Here is a 20,060-nt window from a genome sequence, read left to right on the forward strand (position 1 = left end):
ATTTTACCCTTGATGGCCTAAAAAAGCTTCTCCATAGGTCTCCGCCAAGAACCCGTTAATCACCTGCTGCATTTTTTGGACAGAAGGTGATTTTTTAATGGTCGGATTAATCACCAAACATAACGTCCGGGAAAATGGTTCAGAAAACGGGTAAACATTAACATCACCCACCAGCTTCTGCAAGGCCAGTTTGGGTAAAATGCCAAGCCCCAGGCCCGACTCAACCATCGATAAAATGCTTTGATCGTCAATTGAGTAATTAATGGTATTCGTTGACACATGATAACGGTCCAGTGCGCGCTTGGTGTCGCGGTCATAGTCGATTTGTTGAAGAATGAAGTTCCGCTTTTCGACATCCGCCTGCGTCACCGTTTTACCATTCTTGGGCTTGAAACTTTTCGGCGTGATACAGTAAATCGGATCCTTCAACAACGGCTCCACGACCACTCCCGGGCCAACCGGCAGTGATGAAAACCCCAGATCAGCCGTTCCCAATCGCACGGCATCCACAATTCGATTGAAGGTGCCTTGAACCACGCTGATTTCAATGTGCGGATACCGCTTCTTAAACCGTTGAATAATCGTGGGCAGCCAGTTCGTGGATACCGACGAAAACGCGCCGATACGAATACGCCCGGTATTGACGCCATTGATGTTATCGGCCACTTGTGACAGCTGTTCTTCAAGATTTTGAATACTCTGAATAATCGGCAACACCTGCGCACCGTCTTCGGTCAAGGTCACGCCGGTGCGATTGCGAATCAGCAGCGGAAAGCCCAACTCACTTTCAAGTTGGCTGATGCTGTGGCTGACCGCACTCGGTGTGACATTCAATTCCGCCGCCGCTTGTGCCAGTGTGCCGCGTTCGACGACTTTGCTAAAAACCTCATACGAAAAATTACCCATGATATTTTTTCTTCCCTTTCACCGCGAAGCTGAAGTGACAGCGCTTGTCACTTCGGCAAGACAAATCCCGTCACATCAATCGCCAAGCGTGTTCGTTCTTTTTAACATGAACAATATTCAACTTAACCTGAAATAGTTGAGCTTTACTCAATCATACGAGCCGTTTTACACTAGTGTCAATAAGAAAGCGTTGATCGGATTTTTGAACCAGCGCGACGAAGGTATCGCGCCGCTTCTTGCATCGATACCAAAGGGGGATTTTCATCATGAAATTCGCAAAACGTACACAAAAAACCGGTAAATCAGGCTTAGAGGATCTGTTCGCGGCTTCCGGCCCGAATGTGATTTCCTTTGCCGGCGGTTATCCGGATCGCAGCCTGTTCCCGACTCAGCAGCTCAACCGCGCTTTTAAGCACAGTTTTACCAGCGGCGATACCGAATTGTTGCAATACGCCAGCACGCAAGGTTACCTGCCATTACGGGAAAAGATTGCGGCGCGGCTGCGAGCCACCGGTATGCCGACCCGTGCTGCCGATATCATGATGACGCAAGGTGCCCAGCAAGGCATCGATCTGGTCGCGCGGTTAATGCTTGATCCTGGCGACGGTCTGGTGGTTGAAGCCCCAACCTACTTAGGCGCCTTGGCTGCGTTTAATGCTTATCAGCCAACTTACTACGAAGTGCCGATGCAGGACGACGGCATTGACATCAATGCTCTGCAACGAGTTTTGATGAGCCGCTCCGTCAAGTTCATCTACACGGTACCGGATTTTCAAAATCCAACTGGCATCGTAATGTCGCTTGCCAAGCGGAAGGCCATGATTCGCCTTGCCAATCAATACGATGTGATGATCCTCGAAGACAATCCTTACCGTGATCTTCGCTATGATGGCAAGCCACTGCCAACCATCAAATCCATGGATACAGAAGGCCGGGTCATCTATCTCGGCAGCTTCAGCAAGATCCTCTCACCTAGTTTGCGAATGGGCTGGTTAGTTGCTGCACCGGAGCTTTTGAAAGAGCTGATCGCATTAAAAGGCGGCAGCGACCTAGAATCCAGCAACTTAACGATGCACGGGATCAACGACTACATGGAAGAAAACGATCTGGACGCGCACATCAAGCAGATTCAGGATCGTTACCGTGAGAAGAAAGACGCGATGGTTGACGCCATGACCCGCTACATGCCGGCTGAAGCCCATTTCAATAATCCTGATGGCGGCTTCTTCCTATGGCTCACCATGCCCGCCGGTTTTGACATGGGTGCCTTCATGAAGCAGCATCTATTGCCGGAAAACAACATCTCCTATGTGCCATCGGCCAATCTATATGCGACCTCCGCGCAAGTCAACGGCGCCCGGCTCAACTTCACCGGCCCGACCTTGGATCAAATTGACACCGGTATCAAGGCATTAGGCGATGCTTTGAAAATGGCATTGCACCAACCTACTCTGGTTGCCGAACAGGCTTAGTCACCTGACGAATCGTGTTGCTTAGGCGGTAAACTTTACAAAATGACAAAGTAACCATCACATTTTCGTCATACTTTGCCAGTAGTATTGGCACCATAGAAATGAGCCACCCACTCATTCCTAAACCCCAACCTAATTTTCATTTTTCTCCTCCAAAGAAAAAGATGATTGGCCCCCATCCGATCATCACCCCAAAAAAGGCTCGCTGCGTTTGGCAGCGAGCCTTTTGTTGTGGACCTATAACTTTTCGAAACTAATCAACGTGATACTTAAACTAACCGGTCAACGCCAAAGCTTGATGGATCGTCTTTCTTGTCATCCTGCTTTTCATCGGTCTCAGCTGGCTTTTCAGTCTTGTCTTCGTCGGTTGACTTGACGTCTTTTTTAGCGTCCTTCTTGTCGTCGTCCGTTTCTTCAGGCTTCTTAGGTGCAGCCTGTTCACGGATTTTGGCTTCGATTTCCTTAGAAATTTCCGGATGTTCATCAAGATAATGGGAGGCGTTCACGAGCCCTTGGCCCAAACGCTCTTTGCCATAGTTGTACCAGGATCCTGATTTCGTAATGACGTCAAATTTACTGTCTTTTTCCGTCACTAAGTTGATCATGTCGGTGTTGTGCTCAATCCCATGACCAAATGACATCGTTGTTTCAACCGTCTTAAATGGTGGCGCCACCTTGTTCTTGGTAACCTTCAGCTTGCTGGCAAAACCGATCACATCTTTGCCATCCTTGACTTGCTGGCCTTTTTTAACCTCAATACGAACCGAGGCATAGAACTTCAAAGCGCGTCCGCCCGGCGTAACTTCCGGATTGCCAAACATCACGCCGACTTTTTCCCGCAACTGATTGATAAAGATCACCAATGTATTGGTATTGTTGATCGATCCAGCCATTTTACGCAGCGCTTGCGACATTAACCGCGCTTGTAAGCCGACATGACTGTCACCAATGGCGCCTTCGATTTCAGCCTTGGGAACCAAAGCGGCAACGGAGTCAATCACGACAATATCCACGGCGGCAGATTCGATCAGCATTTCGGCAATTTCCAATCCCTGTTCGCCCGAGTTTGGCTGGGATAACAGAAGATCATCAATGTTGACCCCAAGTTCAGCCGCATATTTTGGATCCATCGCGTTTTCGGCATCAATATAAGCTGCCTTGCCGCCGGACTTTTGCAACTCTGCGATCGTCTGTAACGCAATTGTGGTTTTCCCGGTACTTTCAGGACCATAGATTTCCACAATCCGGCCGCGTGGCAACCCGCCGACACCAAGCGCCAAGTCCAGTGAAAGAATGCCGGTCGAAACAACATCAACCTTCAGTTCCGGCCGATCACCCATCTTCATCACGGCGCCTTCACCAAACGCCTTCTTGATTTTCTGCAGCGCCTTTTCTAATTCGGTTTCGCGATCTGTGGTATCAGATTTTGTATTCGCATTCTTTGTGGTCGTTTTCTTCGCCATATTTGTCTCCTTAATTACGCGCACACAGCGCTTAAAATACACTAGTTACATTATCGAACATGCGTTTGTTTTTTGCAAGCTTTTCATTCAACAAAACGGATTTTTCTGCGTGCCAAATTGGTTTCCCTTCTATTTTACCTGAAGCATCCGGGCGATTGGGAAAAATCTGCTGTTATTGATGGGTTGAAACGTGTTTGCTGGGGCAGGAGTCTGCGTGTAAGGACCTCTAAACACAAGTTCTCTGCTGCGTCTCTGAAACGCGCTCGCAGGCCCAGAAACCTACGCATAAGGACCTCGAACCTAAATGGCCAAAGCCCAGCCATTTAGGTTCGGGGCCACTTATGCTCCGGTTTCTAACCGGGCCTGCTCACGCTCTGTTGAAACGCGTTCGCTGGGCCAGAAACCTGCGTGTAAGGACCTCGGGCGCAATGGCCAAAGCCCGGCCATCACGCCCGAGGCCGCTTACACTCCGGTTTCTAAGCGGCCCAGCTCACGCTCTGCTGAAAACATGCTATGATGGTTCGGTCAGTGATGGCAATCATACACACAAGGTGGAGAAAACAATGATGTTCATGGGTTCCATTGTCAACGGCTTAACCATTATCGGTGGCGGTCTACTCGGGCTGGTTTTGCACAATATTAGCGACAACGCCAAGGATACGATTACCAAAAGTCTGGGACTTGGCACGTTTGCGCTAGGCATTCAGATGGCGTTGCAGACCAAGAGCTTCATTGTCATCATCATTAGCCTGTGTCTTGGCGGTCTGCTGGGTGAATGGCTGCATATTGAAGACGGCATGAATCATCTTGGCCTCAAGCTGCAGGAGCGCTTTGCAAAAGGCAACAGCCACTTTGCAGAAGGTTTCGTCACGGCTACTTTAATTGCCGTCATTGGTGCCATGAGCATTCTGGGCGCGATTCAAGCCGGCGTTTCCGGTGATAACGCCACACTTTACACAAAAGCGGTCATGGATGGATTCATGGCCATCATGATGACCGCTTCACTTGGCGTCGGTGTTATGTTTTCCGCCATTCCGGTTGTCCTGTATCAAGGTACCATCACGTTGTTAGCCAGTTTTTTAGTCCAATTCATCCCCAAAACCTTACTGGCGACGTCCTTGCGCGAAATCGGCGCGATCGGCGGTTTGATGATTCTAGGTATCGGCTTGAACCTCATGGACATCACCAAGATTCGGATCTCCAATCTCTTGCCAGGGTTGCTCGTTCTCCTGGCAATTCTGACTGGTCAGTACTTTTTATAAATTAGGTATCTAAAAAGCAGGCCGCCTTGACCTGCTTTTTAATAGTCCGTTACCTATTACTTTTTTGCGGCTCCGATCAGAAATTAGGAATCAATCCTTGCCGGCCGCTTTGAAAACGCCGATAAACCACCTTACAATGCCAGTCACGGATTTTGGCTAAAACACGTGAGTTCGCATCGTGATACCAATAGCGCAGATCGTCTTTAATGTAGAGACGATTCAGCCATGCATGATCATGCCGCAAAAACGTGAAGCTCTCAAGTAAATCCTGCTCACGCCAAACATCCGGCAGCAGAAATTGGCTCCGCGTAAAGCGTTTTAACTGTCGTCCTGAATAATAAACCCGTTCAATCCGGCCGATGAAAAACGCGGTATGCCCTTTACCGACGTATGGCGCCATTGGTGCGACAATCAGTCCACCGCGCAGACGCTCAAACCAGTCAGTTTGCGGACTTACCTTAATTGCATGCGTAACATCTTTGGGTAACCGGAAGTCCAAAACCAACCCATCCGGACGGCGGACCCGTACAACGATATGTTGCTTCTTCATGTTACCACCCCACTTACCTTGGCCCCTAAAGGCGACTTGTCCTGCTGGAAAAAGTTTAACACGAAATGTTCGGATTTGCATAAATAACGTTTGTTCCGTTAATTAACTTGTTGCCGAACTAACCAGCCCGTCAACGCAAGGGGCAAATTCAAATGCGAACACAATCACCACAAAGATATAATAGAATATTGCATTTGCCTTCACATTTCATTCACACACTGTCGGTAGTATAAGAAACATAGAAATGAGCCACCCACTCATTCCTACAAACCCCAACCCAACTTTTTCATTTTTACTCCTCCAAAGTAGAAATCGTCGATCGTCCCCCAAACGATCAGACACCCCCAGCAGACCGCCCACCCAGCGGTCTGCTTTTTTTGTGTGAGCGTGAGCCAGCCCGGTTAGAAACCGGAGCATAAGTGGCCTCGAGCCTGAATGGCTGGGCTTTGGCCATTCAGGCTCGAGGTCCTTATGTGCAGGTTTCTGGGCTGGCGAACGCGTTATAGAAAACGAAAGCCCGCCCCTCACATTTGCCTCAGATAGAACATCCTCCAACGCAAAAAAGTCTCCCGCAACATCGGGAGACTTCTCCACCAACAAACACCCTACCGCTTAAACAACGCATACAAAGCATCCGGCGTCCGCGCCGCCTGAAACGCCTTGACAAAGTCCTCATGCGTCAGCAACTTCGCCGTATTCGACAAATACTTCAAATGACTACCGCTATCATGCTCCGGAATCAAAAACGAAATCACGGCTGTCACCGGTTTACCATCAAAAGTCTTCCAATCAACCGGCTGTGCCAAATGCAACACCAGCATTGCCGACTGCTTAATCGTGGCATCCTGTGCATGCGGAATGGCGATGCCTTTTTCCATCCCAGTCGAACCTTCCTCTTCCCGCGCAACATACTTTTTGAAAATGGCATCGGCATCCGTAGCAAGGCCATTCTTAACCGCCATGTCCGCCAAATAGTGTAAAACATCGTCACGCGTTTTCGCAGGTACGTCAACTTCGATATTTTCCTTACTCAAAATGTCACTCGGGTCAAAAGTCTGGTCAGCCTGATCATCGACCGGTGCCGGCTGGTTGCGTGCCGGGTCAACCTTCACCGGTGCCGCTGTCGCATCATCTGCAGTGCCTTCTGCTGCTAAAGCCGCTTCAACAACACCGGTTTTCACGCCGCGTTTTCTAGCAGAGCGCCCGGCAATCATGGCCAAAAGAACACCTGATGCAGCGGCGCCAACCAGAATCCATGCGACCCAGAGAAACGGTTTGTTCACCAGTGGCAAAACGATGAACCCGCCATGGGGTGCCGGCACTTGAATGCGTGACATGTACGTCAACACTGCCGCAATCGCTGAGCCGACCATAAAGGCAGGAATGTTCATCAGTGGATTTTTGGCTGCGAACGGAATCGCGCCTTCGGTAATATGCGTCGACCCTAGCAAAGCATTGACGTAACCGGCACTGCGCTCGTCTCGATTATAGGCTTTAGGATTCAACAAAACCGAAATCGTGGTTGCCAGCGGCGGCGCGATGCAGGCGGCTGACACACCGGCCATGAAAAAGTAATTACCTTGTGCGAGTAATGCAGTACCTGTCAGATACGCAGCTTTGTTAATCGGACCGCCAAAGTCGGCAGCACACATGACACCGACCACGACGCCTAAAATAATCGGGCTGGAACTTTCAAGTCCTTTTAACCACGCCATCAAGCCGAGATTCATCGCCTTCATGGGCGTGTTGATCAGATACATAATCGAACCGGCGATGAAGACCCCTAATACCGGATAAAGGAAAATCGCTTTTAAGCCACGAAATTCCTTGTCAGGCATAAAGGCAAACACTTTTTGTAACATTAGAATAACCAGTCCGGCCATGTAGCCACCGACAATTGCGCCTAGGAATCCTGACCCGTTGCCGCCGTTGTAGGCGATCATCCCGACTGCCATGCCCACAATTAAGCCGGATCGCTTCGCCACGGCTTCACCGATGTATGCCGCTAAGACCGGCACCATCAAACCCATCGCTGCACTGCCGACCGCATTGAGCATGGCCGCGAATTGGTTGTATTCGGCATTCTTCGGGTCAGCCGAGTAAATCCCCCAGAAAAATGAAACAGCGATCAACACCCCGCCGGCAACCACCAGCGGCAGCATATGCGAAACCCCGTTCATTAAGCTGGTATAAATCTTATTGCCAATGCCGGCAGTGCTGGTTTCAACGTTTTCATTGGTGCCAGCCTTGGCTGTCCCACCTTTTGGCATGTAAACCGGCGTGCTGTCGCTCAAAGCTTCCTTGATGAGTTTGTCCGGCTCGCGAATACCGGCTGCTACCGGAACATTCACCAACGGCTTGCCGGCAAAGCGATCGGCATCCACATCAATGTCCGAAGCGATGACCACCCCTTTGGCTCCGGAGATTTCATCCTGGGTCAACGGATCGTCCACACCGGTCTGCCCATGTGTTTCCACCTTGATCGTTAAGCCCATCTTTTTGGCGGCCTGTTCCAACGCTTCTTGCGCCATATAAGTATGCGCGATGCCGGTCGCACAGCCGGTTGCCGCAATCAAATCATATTTTGCCATTATCTAACCCTGCTATATAAAACGTGGAAGAATGTCTCTTTGACACCAATAAAGGTTTTATATATTTCCTTTCTTGATTGACATCCTACATTTCATTTAGTCCCGTCAACAACGGTATTCCCACTCTGAAATAATTCATCATGACATTGACCGCCTCCTGAACTTTAAGAGTATAGCCTACCCCGTAACCTTCGATTTCGCATAAGCAATTAGATTCTCAACCGCATTTTCGTCTCGTCGCAACCTGACGCCACACTGGTAACAATGATAATCATCATGACCCGTCCGATGTTTCAAGTTGCCGCTTAGCGTGACCCGTTCATCAGCCGTTTTCACATAACCACAGCGGGAACAGCGTTGAGTACTAGGGTAAAAACGATCCGCCAGCACCAACGTATTTCCATACCAGCCAGCCTTGTACTGCATGATCACCTTGAACTTACCAAACAATGATCGATGCAGGTTCTTGGCGAGACGTTTATTCATGCGCATATGGTGATTATCCAGATCCTCAATCCCAATTAGGTCATAATCAGTGATAAGCTTCGTCGTAAACTTTTGCAGTAAATCCGTTTGAATCCGTTCAACTCGTTGGTATTGACGCTTCAACTTGGTTCTCGTTGTGCGATAAGCCTTGGAGTTAAAATGCTTGGGACTTACTTTCCGTTTGCGGGCTAATTGGCGCTGATAATGAGCAATGCGGGCATAAAGCACTGGCAAACGATCAGGCAAGGTGGGTTGGGTGGCATAGCCATTCGACGTTTGATAGTCAAACTTGCCGATGTTGGCGTCAACCCCAGTAGCCGTTAGAACCGGCCGCTTTTCAACGGAAGTCTGAATCTCAATTGAAAAGGAGGCATAGTAGCCATCGGCATCTTGAACGACGCCAACTTGTTTCAGTTCTCCTTGCCAGCGGGGTTGTTCGGCTAGTTTGATGTCATACCAAGCACCAGCACCATGAGGTTTATCTAAACGTAACTTGCCAGTCACAAGTTGCGCCCGATCCGTCTTAAAAGTTTTGCGGGATCGTTTCTTAGATTTCCAGTTGGGCTTATCATGATCTGGCATCTTCGGATTGAAGTAGTTTTTCCACGCTTTGCTTAAATCATTTACCGTGAGCTGCAAAACTCGGGCTGATTGTTCGTACTGCCAGTCGGTTTTGTTCCAAACCAGCTCGTCCCGTACTTTGCGTTCATTAGGCCGTAACGTTTTATCCGCCATCACCAAAGATGCGTCGTACATGGCATTCCAAGTTTCAAGAGCTTGATTCCAGCAAAACCGGCGATAGTTAAACAACCGCTCCAGTTCACACTGCATGGTTGCGTTGGGATAGAGTTTAATCTTATGCGTTTTAATCAAAAGTTGTCACCTCCTCTCAATTAGCTGGTTAAACGCCACTTGAGAGGAAGCTCAGAGTAAGCGTTCAAACTAATGCTAGCTAGCGGAACTTCGGTAAGAACCATCATACATTACCGATTCAGGCTCTTGTCAATACATTTCGCAGATTAGCTTGGGTTTGAACACATGGACAGCTTCCACTTAATTATTCTGTCCATGTTGTACCGCTTTAATCCATATTGTTCGTCATATTTGAGTGTTGTTAACATCCTCCAGTTGCTTGATCTCAATTTGCGTCAGTAATTCATCTGTCTGGGTAAAATCCGTAATCCACGCGCGCCGGGCCGTGTCGCTGCCAGCCGCAATCGCTAATTTCAAAGTAGCGGCCAAATCCTGCTTTTGATACAACCCGGCTAAAAAGGTGCCGAGCATGGTGTCACCAGCGCCTGCCGTGTTGAGCACGTCAATTTTAGGCGCATTACCGACCAGCGTAACTTCATGATTCATGAACAAAGCTCCCTCAGCGCCCAGTGAAACCAGAATATTCTGCGCTCCGGCATCCAGTGCCCGATGCCCCAAAGCTACCATGGTTGACAGATCAGCCGCGCCGGATTGATCAAACCAACTCATCAATTCCGCATCATTTGGCTTCACTAACAGTGGCCGATACGCCAAAGCTTTGACGGCTTCAGGATAAGCACTATCGATGATCAACTGAAAACCTCGCTTCTGACTCAAGGCACCCAGCTTCAGCAAAAAACTTGGCTCAATGCCCCGCGCAAAACTACCCGAAACGCAAAGCCAATCTTCGGCACCCAGCGTAGTCAGTTGTTGATATAATTGTTTTAATGTTGCCGAGCTAATTTCTGGACCGGGATTAACCAGCTTGTATTCCGTATTGTCACTCACGACCCGCGTAAACACATTAATCCGGGTAAACCCGGCATCTCTATAAAAATGATTGCGAATGCCCTGCTGCGTCAAAAAGTCGGCAATATAATCCAACGTAAAGCCGCCGCCCACGCCAAGCGCGACATTATCCACACCGCGCCGCTTCAAGATACAGCTGACATTGACGCCTTTCCCATTCGCCTGAATATCATAGCTATCTGTCCGATTCACCGTATTGGGAGCCATTGTCTGGGTTTTAATAAAAAGATCAATGGCCGGATTTAACGTCAGGGTATAAATCAAAATTAACCGCTCCTTCATGTCATTCGTTTTTGCTTATCTCTATGTTAACCGCTTTCATTTGAAAAGAGTTTTCTGCTTTCAGCGATTTTGTCACCTGATCGAAAATGTTTTTCAGGAGGTTGTTTATGGCTACACTCAGTCCAACAGAAGCGTATCTTTGGGATTACATCGAAAACCACCAGCAGACAGTCGTCAACGCCTCGATCACACAGTTAAGCGCCGCAGCCAATGTGTCGCCTGCCACCATTGTCAGAACGATGAAGAAAAAAGGCTTCAACGGCTATACCGAATTTCGGCATGACTTGTTGAAACGCATTGGGGATGCTGAACCTTTTGGGATTCTTGATCAAGTGGATGACCAGATTAAAAAAGTGATCATGCAAAATCAAATCGAAGTTCACAACACCCTCGACAATTTAAAAGTTTCCGTCATTGAAGATTCCGTGCAATTGCTCGCCAAAGCCGAGATCGTCCTGGTACTCGCCCGCGGCTTGTCAGAATCGATCGCTTCTGAGATCACGCTAAAACTTCAGCTGCTTGGCAAGTATGCCGAATTTTTCAGTGATCCCAACATTATTCAAACCATTGCCGGACAGATCAGTCCAAAAGCAGTCGCCCTCACGATTACCTTGAACGGTGAAACGCCTGAACTCGTCGCCGCCGCCAAAACGCTGGCAGCACGCGACATCCCGCAAATCATTTTGACGACCAACGCCGAAGCGCCCATTGTCCAATACGCTGATGAATTATTTGTGGGCTATAAATCAAAGGCCGCCTATTTTGACAAATATGAAGTGGCTTCGCGTTTGCCATTGCAAGTGATGAGTCGGATTTTACTGGATAGTTATGTGGTGCGGAAGCGGAAGCAGGCGCGTTGATCACGTTCTGTCGTTTTTAAAGACTGAACATTCAACATACTAAAAATTCAGTCGAGCTACTTTTTATACCAGACATGCAGCTATTTTTAAATAACATAAGTTTGTTAATCAACAAGTCTCAACCAATTGCAAAAATTGTCTTGTTCAATTGGTAATATATGCTATGCTAGTTGCTAAATCAGGTTGTAACGCGAAAATGTGTCAGACCTAATACCATTCAGGAGAGAAAAGTTGGACTCGAAAGTACATTACAAACGCTACAAAAGCGGTAAGTTCTGGATAACCGCACTGATCTCAGTCTCGTTTGGCATCATCGGCAGCTTAGCCGTTCCACAGCTTTGCGAAGCCGTTCCCGTTTACGCAACTTCAATAACAGATGTTTCAATTAAGGTTGGACCTAATGAGTTTTCCCAGTATTTTAAACTCAGCGGTTCAGCCTCTTTTTATCCCAAAGATTCAAAGACGCAAGTACAACTCACGCCTAATTTGCCCGATCGCACCGGGAGCGTTGCCTTAAACACCAAGATTGATATGAGCCAAAGCTTCACACTCAAGGGCCGGTTGTATCTGGGTGATGACCCGGACGGTGCTGATGGGGTTGCTTTTGGATTCGCCGATACGAAACCCGGTGTCCTTGGTGATGCCGGAAATGCTTTTGGCTTAGGTGGGCTAAAAAACGCTTTTGGGGTTAAATTCGATGTGTATTATAACGGCGTTCGGACAGAGGGAGCTTTGCCAGATGTTTATCGCGCCAACCAAATGAACGTTATCTACACGGACGACGCAAAGGGTAACATAGTAGCTGGCGTTGACGGTGGCGAAGGCGTGAGTCACGCCAAAATTCAGGGTGCAAACGGCCAATACTCCGAGTTGATCGTCAATTACGATGGTGACAACCGGATCATGACCGTCACTGGAAGCGGTGCGACGATTAAATTCAATGCAGCACCCTATATCAAAAACGATCAACTGTCGATGTTCATCTCCGGATCAACTGGCGGCAAAATGAATCAACATGTGTTCGACTTTGAATCGTTTAGCTTTACCCCGGGATTAGACACGGTGAAAGAAAACTTAAAAAACAATCTGCCCCCCACGATCACCGCACCTAAAAACGCTATTAATCAAGATCCCACATTGACGAATGCGCAACGCCAGCAATTGTGCGATGCGATTGATCAGGCGCTTCAGAACGGAAAATCCGCGATTGACCAGGCGACTAAAACCGGTGATGCCATTGCGGCTTTCGATACGGCAAAGGCCAAAATTGACGACATTCACAAATCCGGTCCGCCACTGGCCGATCAAAAGGCGACACAAAAGCAGGCGTTAAAAGCCAAACGCGATCAGATTGCCGATGTAAGTTATAAAGATTATGCGTTAACGATGGCTGAAACGAAGCAACAAACGCTCGCTGCTGATCAGGCCTTGGCAGATGCAACGGCGGCGGTTGATGCGGCCAGTGATGCAAACGGCATTAGTCAGGCTGCCGAAAACGGCTTGAAAAAGATTGCTGCGGCCTATCAACCAGGCGTGCCTTTAGCTGACCAAAAAGCCGCCCAAAAGAACGCACTCGCCAATGCAGCAACCAGTGCTAAGCAAACCATTCAAAAAGACCCGACTTTGACAACTGCACAGAGGAAAAAGCAATTCGGCCTCGTTGACAATGCCGTGACAGATGGGGAAACCGCCATTGATGCAGCCAATACTGCTGATAAAATCAACAAGGCTCTTGCAGCTGGTAAAATCAGCGTCAATCAAGTGCATCAATCCGGCGTACCCTTAGCTGACCAAAAAGCCGCAAAGAAGCAAGCATTGAAAACCAAGCGCGACGAAATTGCCGACACTAGCACCAAAGATCTGACACTAACAATGCAAGAAACGAACGATCAAATTGCCCAAGCCGACAAGGCACTATCAGCGGCTAATGCAGCCATTGATGCAGCAGCCGAGGCAGGCGTCGTCAATCAAGCGGCAACAGACGGGCTACAAAAGATTACCGACGCTTATCAACCGGGAGCTTCTTTAGCTGACCAAAAAGCGACACAGAAAAAAGCGTTGAAAGCCGAACGCGACCGAATTGCGGACGTGAGTTATAAGGATTATTCGCTCACGCTTGCCGAAACGAAGCAACAAACCAGCGTTGCCGATCAGGCGCTAGCCGATGCCAGTGCGGCCGTTGATGCAGCAGCAAGCGCAGATGCGATCAACAAAGCGACCGCAAGTGGTTTGAAGCAAATCGCCGCTGCCTATCAACCGGGGGTTCCCTTAGCTGACCAAAAAGCTGCAAAAAAACAAGCCTTGGCAAATACGGCTGACAAAGCTAAGCAATTCATTCAAAGTGATCGAACTTTGACAACTGCTGAAAAGAAGACCCAACTTGCTAGCGTTGATACAGTGTTAAAAGATGGCGAAGCTGCCATTGATGCAGCCATTACTGCTGATAAAATCAACAAAGCCGAAGCAACTAGTGCGTCTGCCATTTTAAATGTTCATCAACGCGGAACCGACCTCGCCGATCAAAAAACTGCTCAGAAACAGGCATTGAAAACCGAGCGCGATAAGATTGCGGACATCAGCTTTAAAGACTTGACGTTAACGATGGCCGAAACCACTCGCCAAACGGATACGGCCGATCAGGCATTAGCAGCTGCCGAAACGGCCATTGATGCTGCCAATGATGCGGATGGCATCGTGCAAGCAGCCGATGATGGCATACAAAAAATCACGGCCGCCTACCAACCCGGCATCCCGTTAGCTGATCAAAGAGCCGCACAGAAAAAATGCTGGCAACCGAAGCCGCCAACGCTAAGCAAACGATTCAAGCCGATCCGACTTTGACAACCGCAGAAAAGCAAACGCAACTTGCGAGCGTTGATACCGCTTTGACAGATGGCGAAGCGAGCATTGACGCTGTTGGCAATGCCGACAAGATCAACAAAGCTGCGGCAGCCGCCAAAGACAAGATCAACAAGATCCCGCAATCCGGGGTCGCCGTTGCCGATCAAAAAGCAGCGCAGAAAAAGGCGTTGCAAGCCAAGCACGATAAAATCACTGATGTCATTAATCAGGATCTGACACTGACAAGTGAGGCCCAGAAGCACCAGATTAGCCAAGCTGATAAGGCTTTTTCTGATGCCACGGCGGCTATCGATACGGCTGCCGATGCAGATACCATTAACCAAGCCGCCGAAGATGGTTTAAAAGCAATTGCTGCGACTTATCACCCGGGAACGCCATTAGCTGACCAAAAAGTTGCGCAGAAACAAGCACTTAAAGCTGAACGCGATCGGATCGCCGAGGTCAGCAACAAAGACCTCGCGTTAACCATGACCGAAACAAATCACCAAATCAGTATCGCCGATCAAGCATTGACCGATGCCAGTGCAATCGTTGATGCCGCGGCGAGTGCGGACGCAATCAACCAAGCAACCGCAGACGGCCTCAAAAAAATTGCCGCCGCATATCAACCCGGCGTTCCGTTAACCGACCAAAAAGCCGCGCAAAAAAAGGCCTTGGCAAATGATGCCGCCAATATTAAGCAAGCCATTCAAGGCGATCCAACGTTGACAACCACGCAAAAGGCCCAGCAAGTCGCCAACGTTGACACCGCCTTGGCTGATAGTGAAACTGCGGTTGATACAGCGAAAACAGCTGATGCCATCAACAAGGCCGTGGCCGCTGGCAAAACGTCTATCAGCAACGCGCACCAACTCGGCATCGCCATCGCCGATCAAAAAGCTGCGCAGAAGCAGGCGTTGACTTCCAAACACGCTGAAATCACTGATGTTATCAACAAAGATCTCACGTTAACGAACAAAGAAATGAAGCGGCAAATAAGCCAAGCTGATCAGATGCTAACGGAGGCCAAAGCAGCAATTGATGCTGCTGCCGATGCAGATGCCATTAACCAAGCGGCTGATAACGGGCTCAAAAAGATCACTTCAACTCATCAATCAGGCACACCGCTGGCTGATCAAAAAGTCGCGCAAAAGAAAGTGTTGGCCGATGCAGCCGATAAGACCAAACAAAGCCTTCAAGGTGATCCGACCTTGACCACGGCGCAAAAGCAACAACAACTTACTAGCCTCGACGCTGCCCTAGCTACTGGCGAAGCCAACATTGACGCAGCAACTAGCGCTGACGCCATCAACACAGCTGCAGCGGCGGGTCAGGCCAACATCACCAACGCCCACCAATCCGGAGCTGCCATTGCCGCTCAGCAAGCCCGCCAAAAACAGGCCCTACAAGCCAAACAAGCTGCCGTGATCGATCGCATCATCCATGACCCAACATTGCCGGCCACGGAAAAGAAAACTCAGACTGCGCTTGTTGATCAGGCTCTTTTAACTGGTAAACAAGCCATTGATGCGGCGGTGACCGCTGATGCGATTCAGCAAGCCGCCACCGTCAGTCAAGACAACATCGACAAAGCCCATCAATCCGGAGTGGCAATCGATGATCAGAAGGCGGCGCAAAAGGCCCAGCTCACTGCCCACGCCAAGCAAGTTGAACAAGCCATCAAAGATACCCCTACTTTGACCACTGCCGAAAAGTCTACCCAACTTGACGCAGTCGCCAAAGCCTTAACGACTGGGCTGAACAATATCGATGCTGCTACCACCGCCGACCAGATCAACGCTGCTTCCGTTACCGGTAAAACCAACATTGCGGCAGCGTATCAAGTCGGTCTCCCTTTGAATACCCAAAAAGACAACAAAAAGAAGCAGCTTAAGAACGCCGTTACCCAAGCCAAGCAAACCATCCAAGGTGACGTGACTTTGACATCCGCTGAAAAGCAGCACCAACTCGATAAGGTTGCCCGTACCTCCAAAACGGTTAGCGATGCAATCGATAACGCTAAGACCGCAGATGCTATCAATGCAGCGTTTGATGCCGGCAAAGTCGATATTGAAAAAGTCCACCAACTCGGCACACCTTTAACTGCTCAAAAAGATGCCCAAAAACAGGCACTGGCCAATGAGCTCGCCAAGGTTAAGCAAGCCATTCAAGCTGATTCGACCTTAACAACGGCCGAAAAACAGCAACAAGTCAATCATGCAAAGGAAGCCAAAAAAGCAGCTGCTACCGCCATTAACAATGCCAAGTCAGCTGACGCCATAAACGCCGCGTTTGACGCTGGCAAAGCCAACTTGGCCACCACTCACCACCCCGGCGCCGCAATTGCCGTTCAGCAAGCAGCCAAAAAGCAGGCACTGAATCAGGAACTCGCCAAGATCAAGCAAGCTATTCAGCACGACGCGACCTTGACTACTGCCGAAAAGCAGCAGCAAGCCGACGCAACTGATAACGCAGGTCAAACGGCCGCAACAACGCTCGATGCTGCCAAAACAGCTGACGCAATCAGTGCCGCATTTAACGCTGGCCAAGCTGCCATTAAAAAGACGTATCACCCGGGCAAAGCTATGGCTGATCAGAAAACAGCGCAAAAGCAGGCGTTAGATAACGTAACCGCTAAAATCATCCAAGCGATCCAAGGCGACGCCACATTAACGACTTCCCAAAAGCAACAACAAGCCGACGCCGCAGCCAAGGCAGCACAAGCAACGGCAACTGTCATTGACGCAGCAAAATCTGCTGATGACATCAAGGCAGCGCTCGTCGCAGGCCAAGTCACCGTCGCCAAGGTTCATCAACCCGGCAGTCCGATCGCCGCGCAGCAGGCTACCCAGAAACAAACGCTTGACCAGGAAGCATCCACCACCCATCAAGCCATTCAGCATGATGCCACGTTAACGGCTACTGAAAAGAACCGGCAATTCGCTGCAGTTACCACGGCCAATAAAACTGCCCAAGTCGCCATTGATGCTGCCAAAACCGCTGATGACATTAACGCCGCGTTTACCACTGGCAAGACAGCCATTCACCAAGCACATCAAGCCGGCAAACCTATCGCTGACCAGAAAACCACCCGCAAGCACTCACTAGCCAGTGAGGTTCTTAAAGTTACCCAAACCATTCAAAGCGACCCAACCTTAACGGCTACCGAGAAAAGCCAGCAAGCCAATGCCGCTGCCAAAGCCGGAGAAACGGCCAAAACGACCGTTGAGGCGGCCAAAACTGCTGATGACATCAATACCGCATTTGCTGCTGGCAAAATGGCCATCGCCAAGACTCATCAACCTGGCACCGCCATCGCCGATCAACAAGCCGCGCAAATTCAAGCGCTGGCTCAGGCAGCCGCCAAAACTGCGCAGGCCATTCAAGCAGATCCTACTTTGACAACTGCCGAAAAACAGCAGCAAGCCACCGCAGTCACCAATGCTCAGAAAACGGCGCAAACCGCCATCCTGGCTGCTAAAACTGCCGATGCGATCAATGCAGCAACCGTTGCCGGCCGCATCGCCATCAACAATACTCATCAAGCCGGCACCGCGATTGATCAGCAGCAAATCACCCAGATCCAGGCAATCGCTGATAAAGCTACAACTGTCAAACAAGCCATTCAGGTAGACGCAACCCTCACCGCTGCGGAAAAACGCCAGCAAATAACTGCGGTCAACCAGATTGAAAAAACAACTCAGGCCGCTATTAAGGCTGCTGCCACCGCTGATGCAATCAACACTGCCGCTACAACCGGAACAACTGCCGCAGCCAACGCCCATCAAAACGGGCCATCCCTTGCTGACCAAAAAGCCGCTCAAAAGAAGGCCATTAGCTCCGTATCTGCTAAAGTCAAAAAGACTATCCAGGCTGATCCGACGCTAACCACACCGGAGAAACAACAGCAACTCACGGCTATCGTCAAAGCAGAAGCAACTGCTCTTGCCAACATCGATATGGCCACATCGGCAGATACCATCAATGCAGCGTTTGATGCCGGCAAGGTTCTGATCACCAATAGTTACCAGACTGGCACCCCGCTCGCCGATCAGAAAACGGCCATGAAGCGATTGCTGGTTTCAAAGGTGGACCGCACCAAGCGAAGCATCAAAAACGACCCCACGTTAACGATAGTGGACAAGCGGCAACAAACCGCGGCCGTTGACAATATTGATCACACCATCCAAGCCATTCTCACTACTGCTGCTACAGCTGATGCCGTGCACACTGCAACCACTGCCGGTATGACTAACTGCACCAACGCCTATCAAGCCGGCCTCTCTATTACCGATCAAAAAGTACAACGTAAGCGAGAGCTAGACGATGTGACTGCTAAAGCCGTTCAGACCATTCAAACCGACGTCACCTTAACCGCAAAGGAGAAAAAAGCACAAGCCGACGACGTTCATAAGGTTAATCAAACAGCGGTGGCGGCCATCAATGCGGCAAAGAAAGCCGACGCCCTCAACGCCGCTTTTGCGATCGGTAAAATCGGCATTAACAGTGTGCACCGGGTTGGCCAGTCGTTGGAAATCCAAAAGACGCACCAAAAACAAGCAGTAGCAACTGCCGCGAATAACGCTGAACAAACCATCCAAAGCGATCCAACGCTCACGGCTGCAGATAAAACGCAACAAATTACGGCTGTTGGCGAGACAGCAAAACTTGCTGCAAATGCGATCGACAAGGCTACCTCCGCCGACACGATCAAAATTGCAGCCACTAACGGCATCATCGCTATTAACAATGTCCACCAAGCCGGCACGCCGATCGCTGATCAAAAGGCCCAACAACCGACGCCTGATGTGGCAACGATCGCCACAGACAATCAAGCCATTGCCGATAACACTGCGCAAATGGTCACAGAGAAGTCCGAACAGTCTAGTACTGTTGATCAAACGGTCCAACAAGCTGAAGCTGCTCTCGACGCAACACCGACAGCCGATGCCATCAACAAAGCACTAGCCGTCAGTGAAGCAACACCGGATCAGCCGCATCAACCGAACGCATCATCAACCCTTGAAAAAGCTGATGAAGAAAAGGTAACACAGTCCGAACACGATCAAGTCACTGAACGGATCACAGGCAGTAAGGTTCTGGACCGTGAACCCCAAGCTTCTGCCAAAATCACGCTCACTAATCAGCAGTCATCAGACAAGGTCTTAGCTGATAAACAACGCGAAGTTATAGAAATAACTGATATTGAGACCGAAGATGAACAGGAGCAACTCGAATACGATCCGTTGTTAGCAGTGGTACAAAAGGATACAGAAGAATCCCAAACAATTCGCGAACAGCCAGACCAGGAAAAGGACATCACCAAAAGCCCCGTGCACCATGAAACCAAGATAGACACTGGCAACACGCCTAATATTCCGAAACCTGAACAGCTCCCTGTCCAGGAAACACCAGAAGTCGTTAACCTCGCTAAACCAGCAAACCAAGCCGCTTCTTTACCACAGACTGGTGACAACAAGTCCCATGGGCTAGCGGTTTTAGGTACGCTAATTTTAGGCATTGCTGGACTGACAACCTCCGGCAAAAAGCGCAAACGTACGTGAG

At 49.5% G+C, this 20,060-nt stretch carries 11 protein-coding genes; 5 read left to right on the forward strand and 6 right to left on the reverse strand.

Features of this window, described 5'->3' with window-relative positions; translation table 11 throughout:
• Positions 1-3: 3 nt before the first annotated feature.
• Positions 4-906 carry a LysR family transcriptional regulator gene (locus tag LHUE1_RS03705; protein WP_010490878.1) on the reverse strand — a complete coding sequence of 301 codons (903 nt, stop codon included), beginning with the start codon at positions 904-906 and terminating at the stop codon, positions 4-6.
• A 266-nt stretch (positions 907-1,172) separates the two neighbouring features.
• On the opposite strand from LHUE1_RS03705, the gene LHUE1_RS03710 reads away from it, so the two are divergent.
• The gene (locus LHUE1_RS03710; RefSeq protein ID WP_049169627.1) at positions 1,173-2,378 is read left to right on the forward strand and encodes an aminotransferase-like domain-containing protein; all 1,206 of its coding nucleotides are present in this window, start codon (positions 1,173-1,175) and stop codon (positions 2,376-2,378) included.
• Positions 2,379-2,647: 269 nt separating this feature from the next.
• Here the strand turns inward: LHUE1_RS03710 and recA are convergent, their stop codons facing one another.
• Complete coding sequence (recA, locus tag LHUE1_RS03715) at positions 2,648-3,841, reverse strand: recombinase RecA (protein WP_049169629.1); 1,194 nt, start codon at positions 3,839-3,841, stop codon at positions 2,648-2,650.
• Between the two features lie 563 nt (positions 3,842-4,404).
• On the opposite strand from recA, the gene LHUE1_RS03720 reads away from it, so the two are divergent.
• Positions 4,405-5,103, forward strand: coding sequence for a DUF554 domain-containing protein (locus tag LHUE1_RS03720; RefSeq protein WP_047107059.1), 699 nt, complete (start codon positions 4,405-4,407; stop codon positions 5,101-5,103).
• Positions 5,104-5,179: 76 nt separating this feature from the next.
• Here the strand turns inward: LHUE1_RS03720 and LHUE1_RS03725 are convergent, their stop codons facing one another.
• The 4 genes from LHUE1_RS03725 to pfkB all read right to left on the reverse strand — a co-directional run bounded on the left by LHUE1_RS03725 (position 5,180) and on the right by pfkB (position 10,776).
• Positions 5,180-5,653 (reverse strand): DUF7679 family protein, encoded by a 474-nt coding sequence (locus LHUE1_RS03725; RefSeq protein WP_049169633.1) that lies wholly within the window; start codon positions 5,651-5,653, stop codon positions 5,180-5,182.
• A 605-nt stretch (positions 5,654-6,258) separates the two neighbouring features.
• Positions 6,259-8,244, reverse strand: coding sequence for a fructose-specific PTS transporter subunit EIIC (locus tag LHUE1_RS03730; protein WP_277848269.1), 1,986 nt, complete (start codon positions 8,242-8,244; stop codon positions 6,259-6,261).
• A gap of 177 nt (positions 8,245-8,421) precedes the next feature.
• Positions 8,422-9,603, reverse strand: coding sequence for an RNA-guided endonuclease InsQ/TnpB family protein (locus tag LHUE1_RS03735; RefSeq protein WP_213291490.1), 1,182 nt, complete (start codon positions 9,601-9,603; stop codon positions 8,422-8,424).
• 225 nt (positions 9,604-9,828) lie between these two features.
• Positions 9,829-10,776 (reverse strand): 1-phosphofructokinase, encoded by a 948-nt coding sequence (gene pfkB, locus LHUE1_RS03740; RefSeq protein WP_049173002.1) that lies wholly within the window; start codon positions 10,774-10,776, stop codon positions 9,829-9,831.
• A 125-nt stretch (positions 10,777-10,901) separates the two neighbouring features.
• Between pfkB and LHUE1_RS03745 the strand changes: the two genes are divergently transcribed.
• The 3 genes from LHUE1_RS03745 to LHUE1_RS03755 all read left to right on the forward strand — a co-directional run bounded on the left by LHUE1_RS03745 (position 10,902) and on the right by LHUE1_RS03755 (position 20,059).
• Positions 10,902-11,654 carry a MurR/RpiR family transcriptional regulator gene (locus LHUE1_RS03745; RefSeq protein ID WP_049173001.1) on the forward strand — a complete coding sequence of 251 codons (753 nt, stop codon included), beginning with the start codon at positions 10,902-10,904 and terminating at the stop codon, positions 11,652-11,654.
• Between the two features lie 231 nt (positions 11,655-11,885).
• Complete coding sequence (locus LHUE1_RS03750; protein WP_277848270.1) at positions 11,886-14,495, forward strand: lectin-like domain-containing protein; 2,610 nt, start codon at positions 11,886-11,888, stop codon at positions 14,493-14,495.
• Positions 14,438-20,059 carry an LPXTG cell wall anchor domain-containing protein gene (locus tag LHUE1_RS03755; RefSeq protein WP_277848271.1) on the forward strand — a complete coding sequence of 1,874 codons (5,622 nt, stop codon included), beginning with the start codon at positions 14,438-14,440 and terminating at the stop codon, positions 20,057-20,059. Before LHUE1_RS03750 ends, LHUE1_RS03755 begins: the two co-directional genes overlap by 58 nt.
• The last annotated feature ends 1 nt before the right edge of the window (position 20,060 follow it).

The organism is Lacticaseibacillus huelsenbergensis (assembly GCF_029726355.1).
Taxonomy (GTDB): Bacteria; Bacillota; Bacilli; order Lactobacillales; family Lactobacillaceae; genus Lacticaseibacillus; species Lacticaseibacillus casei.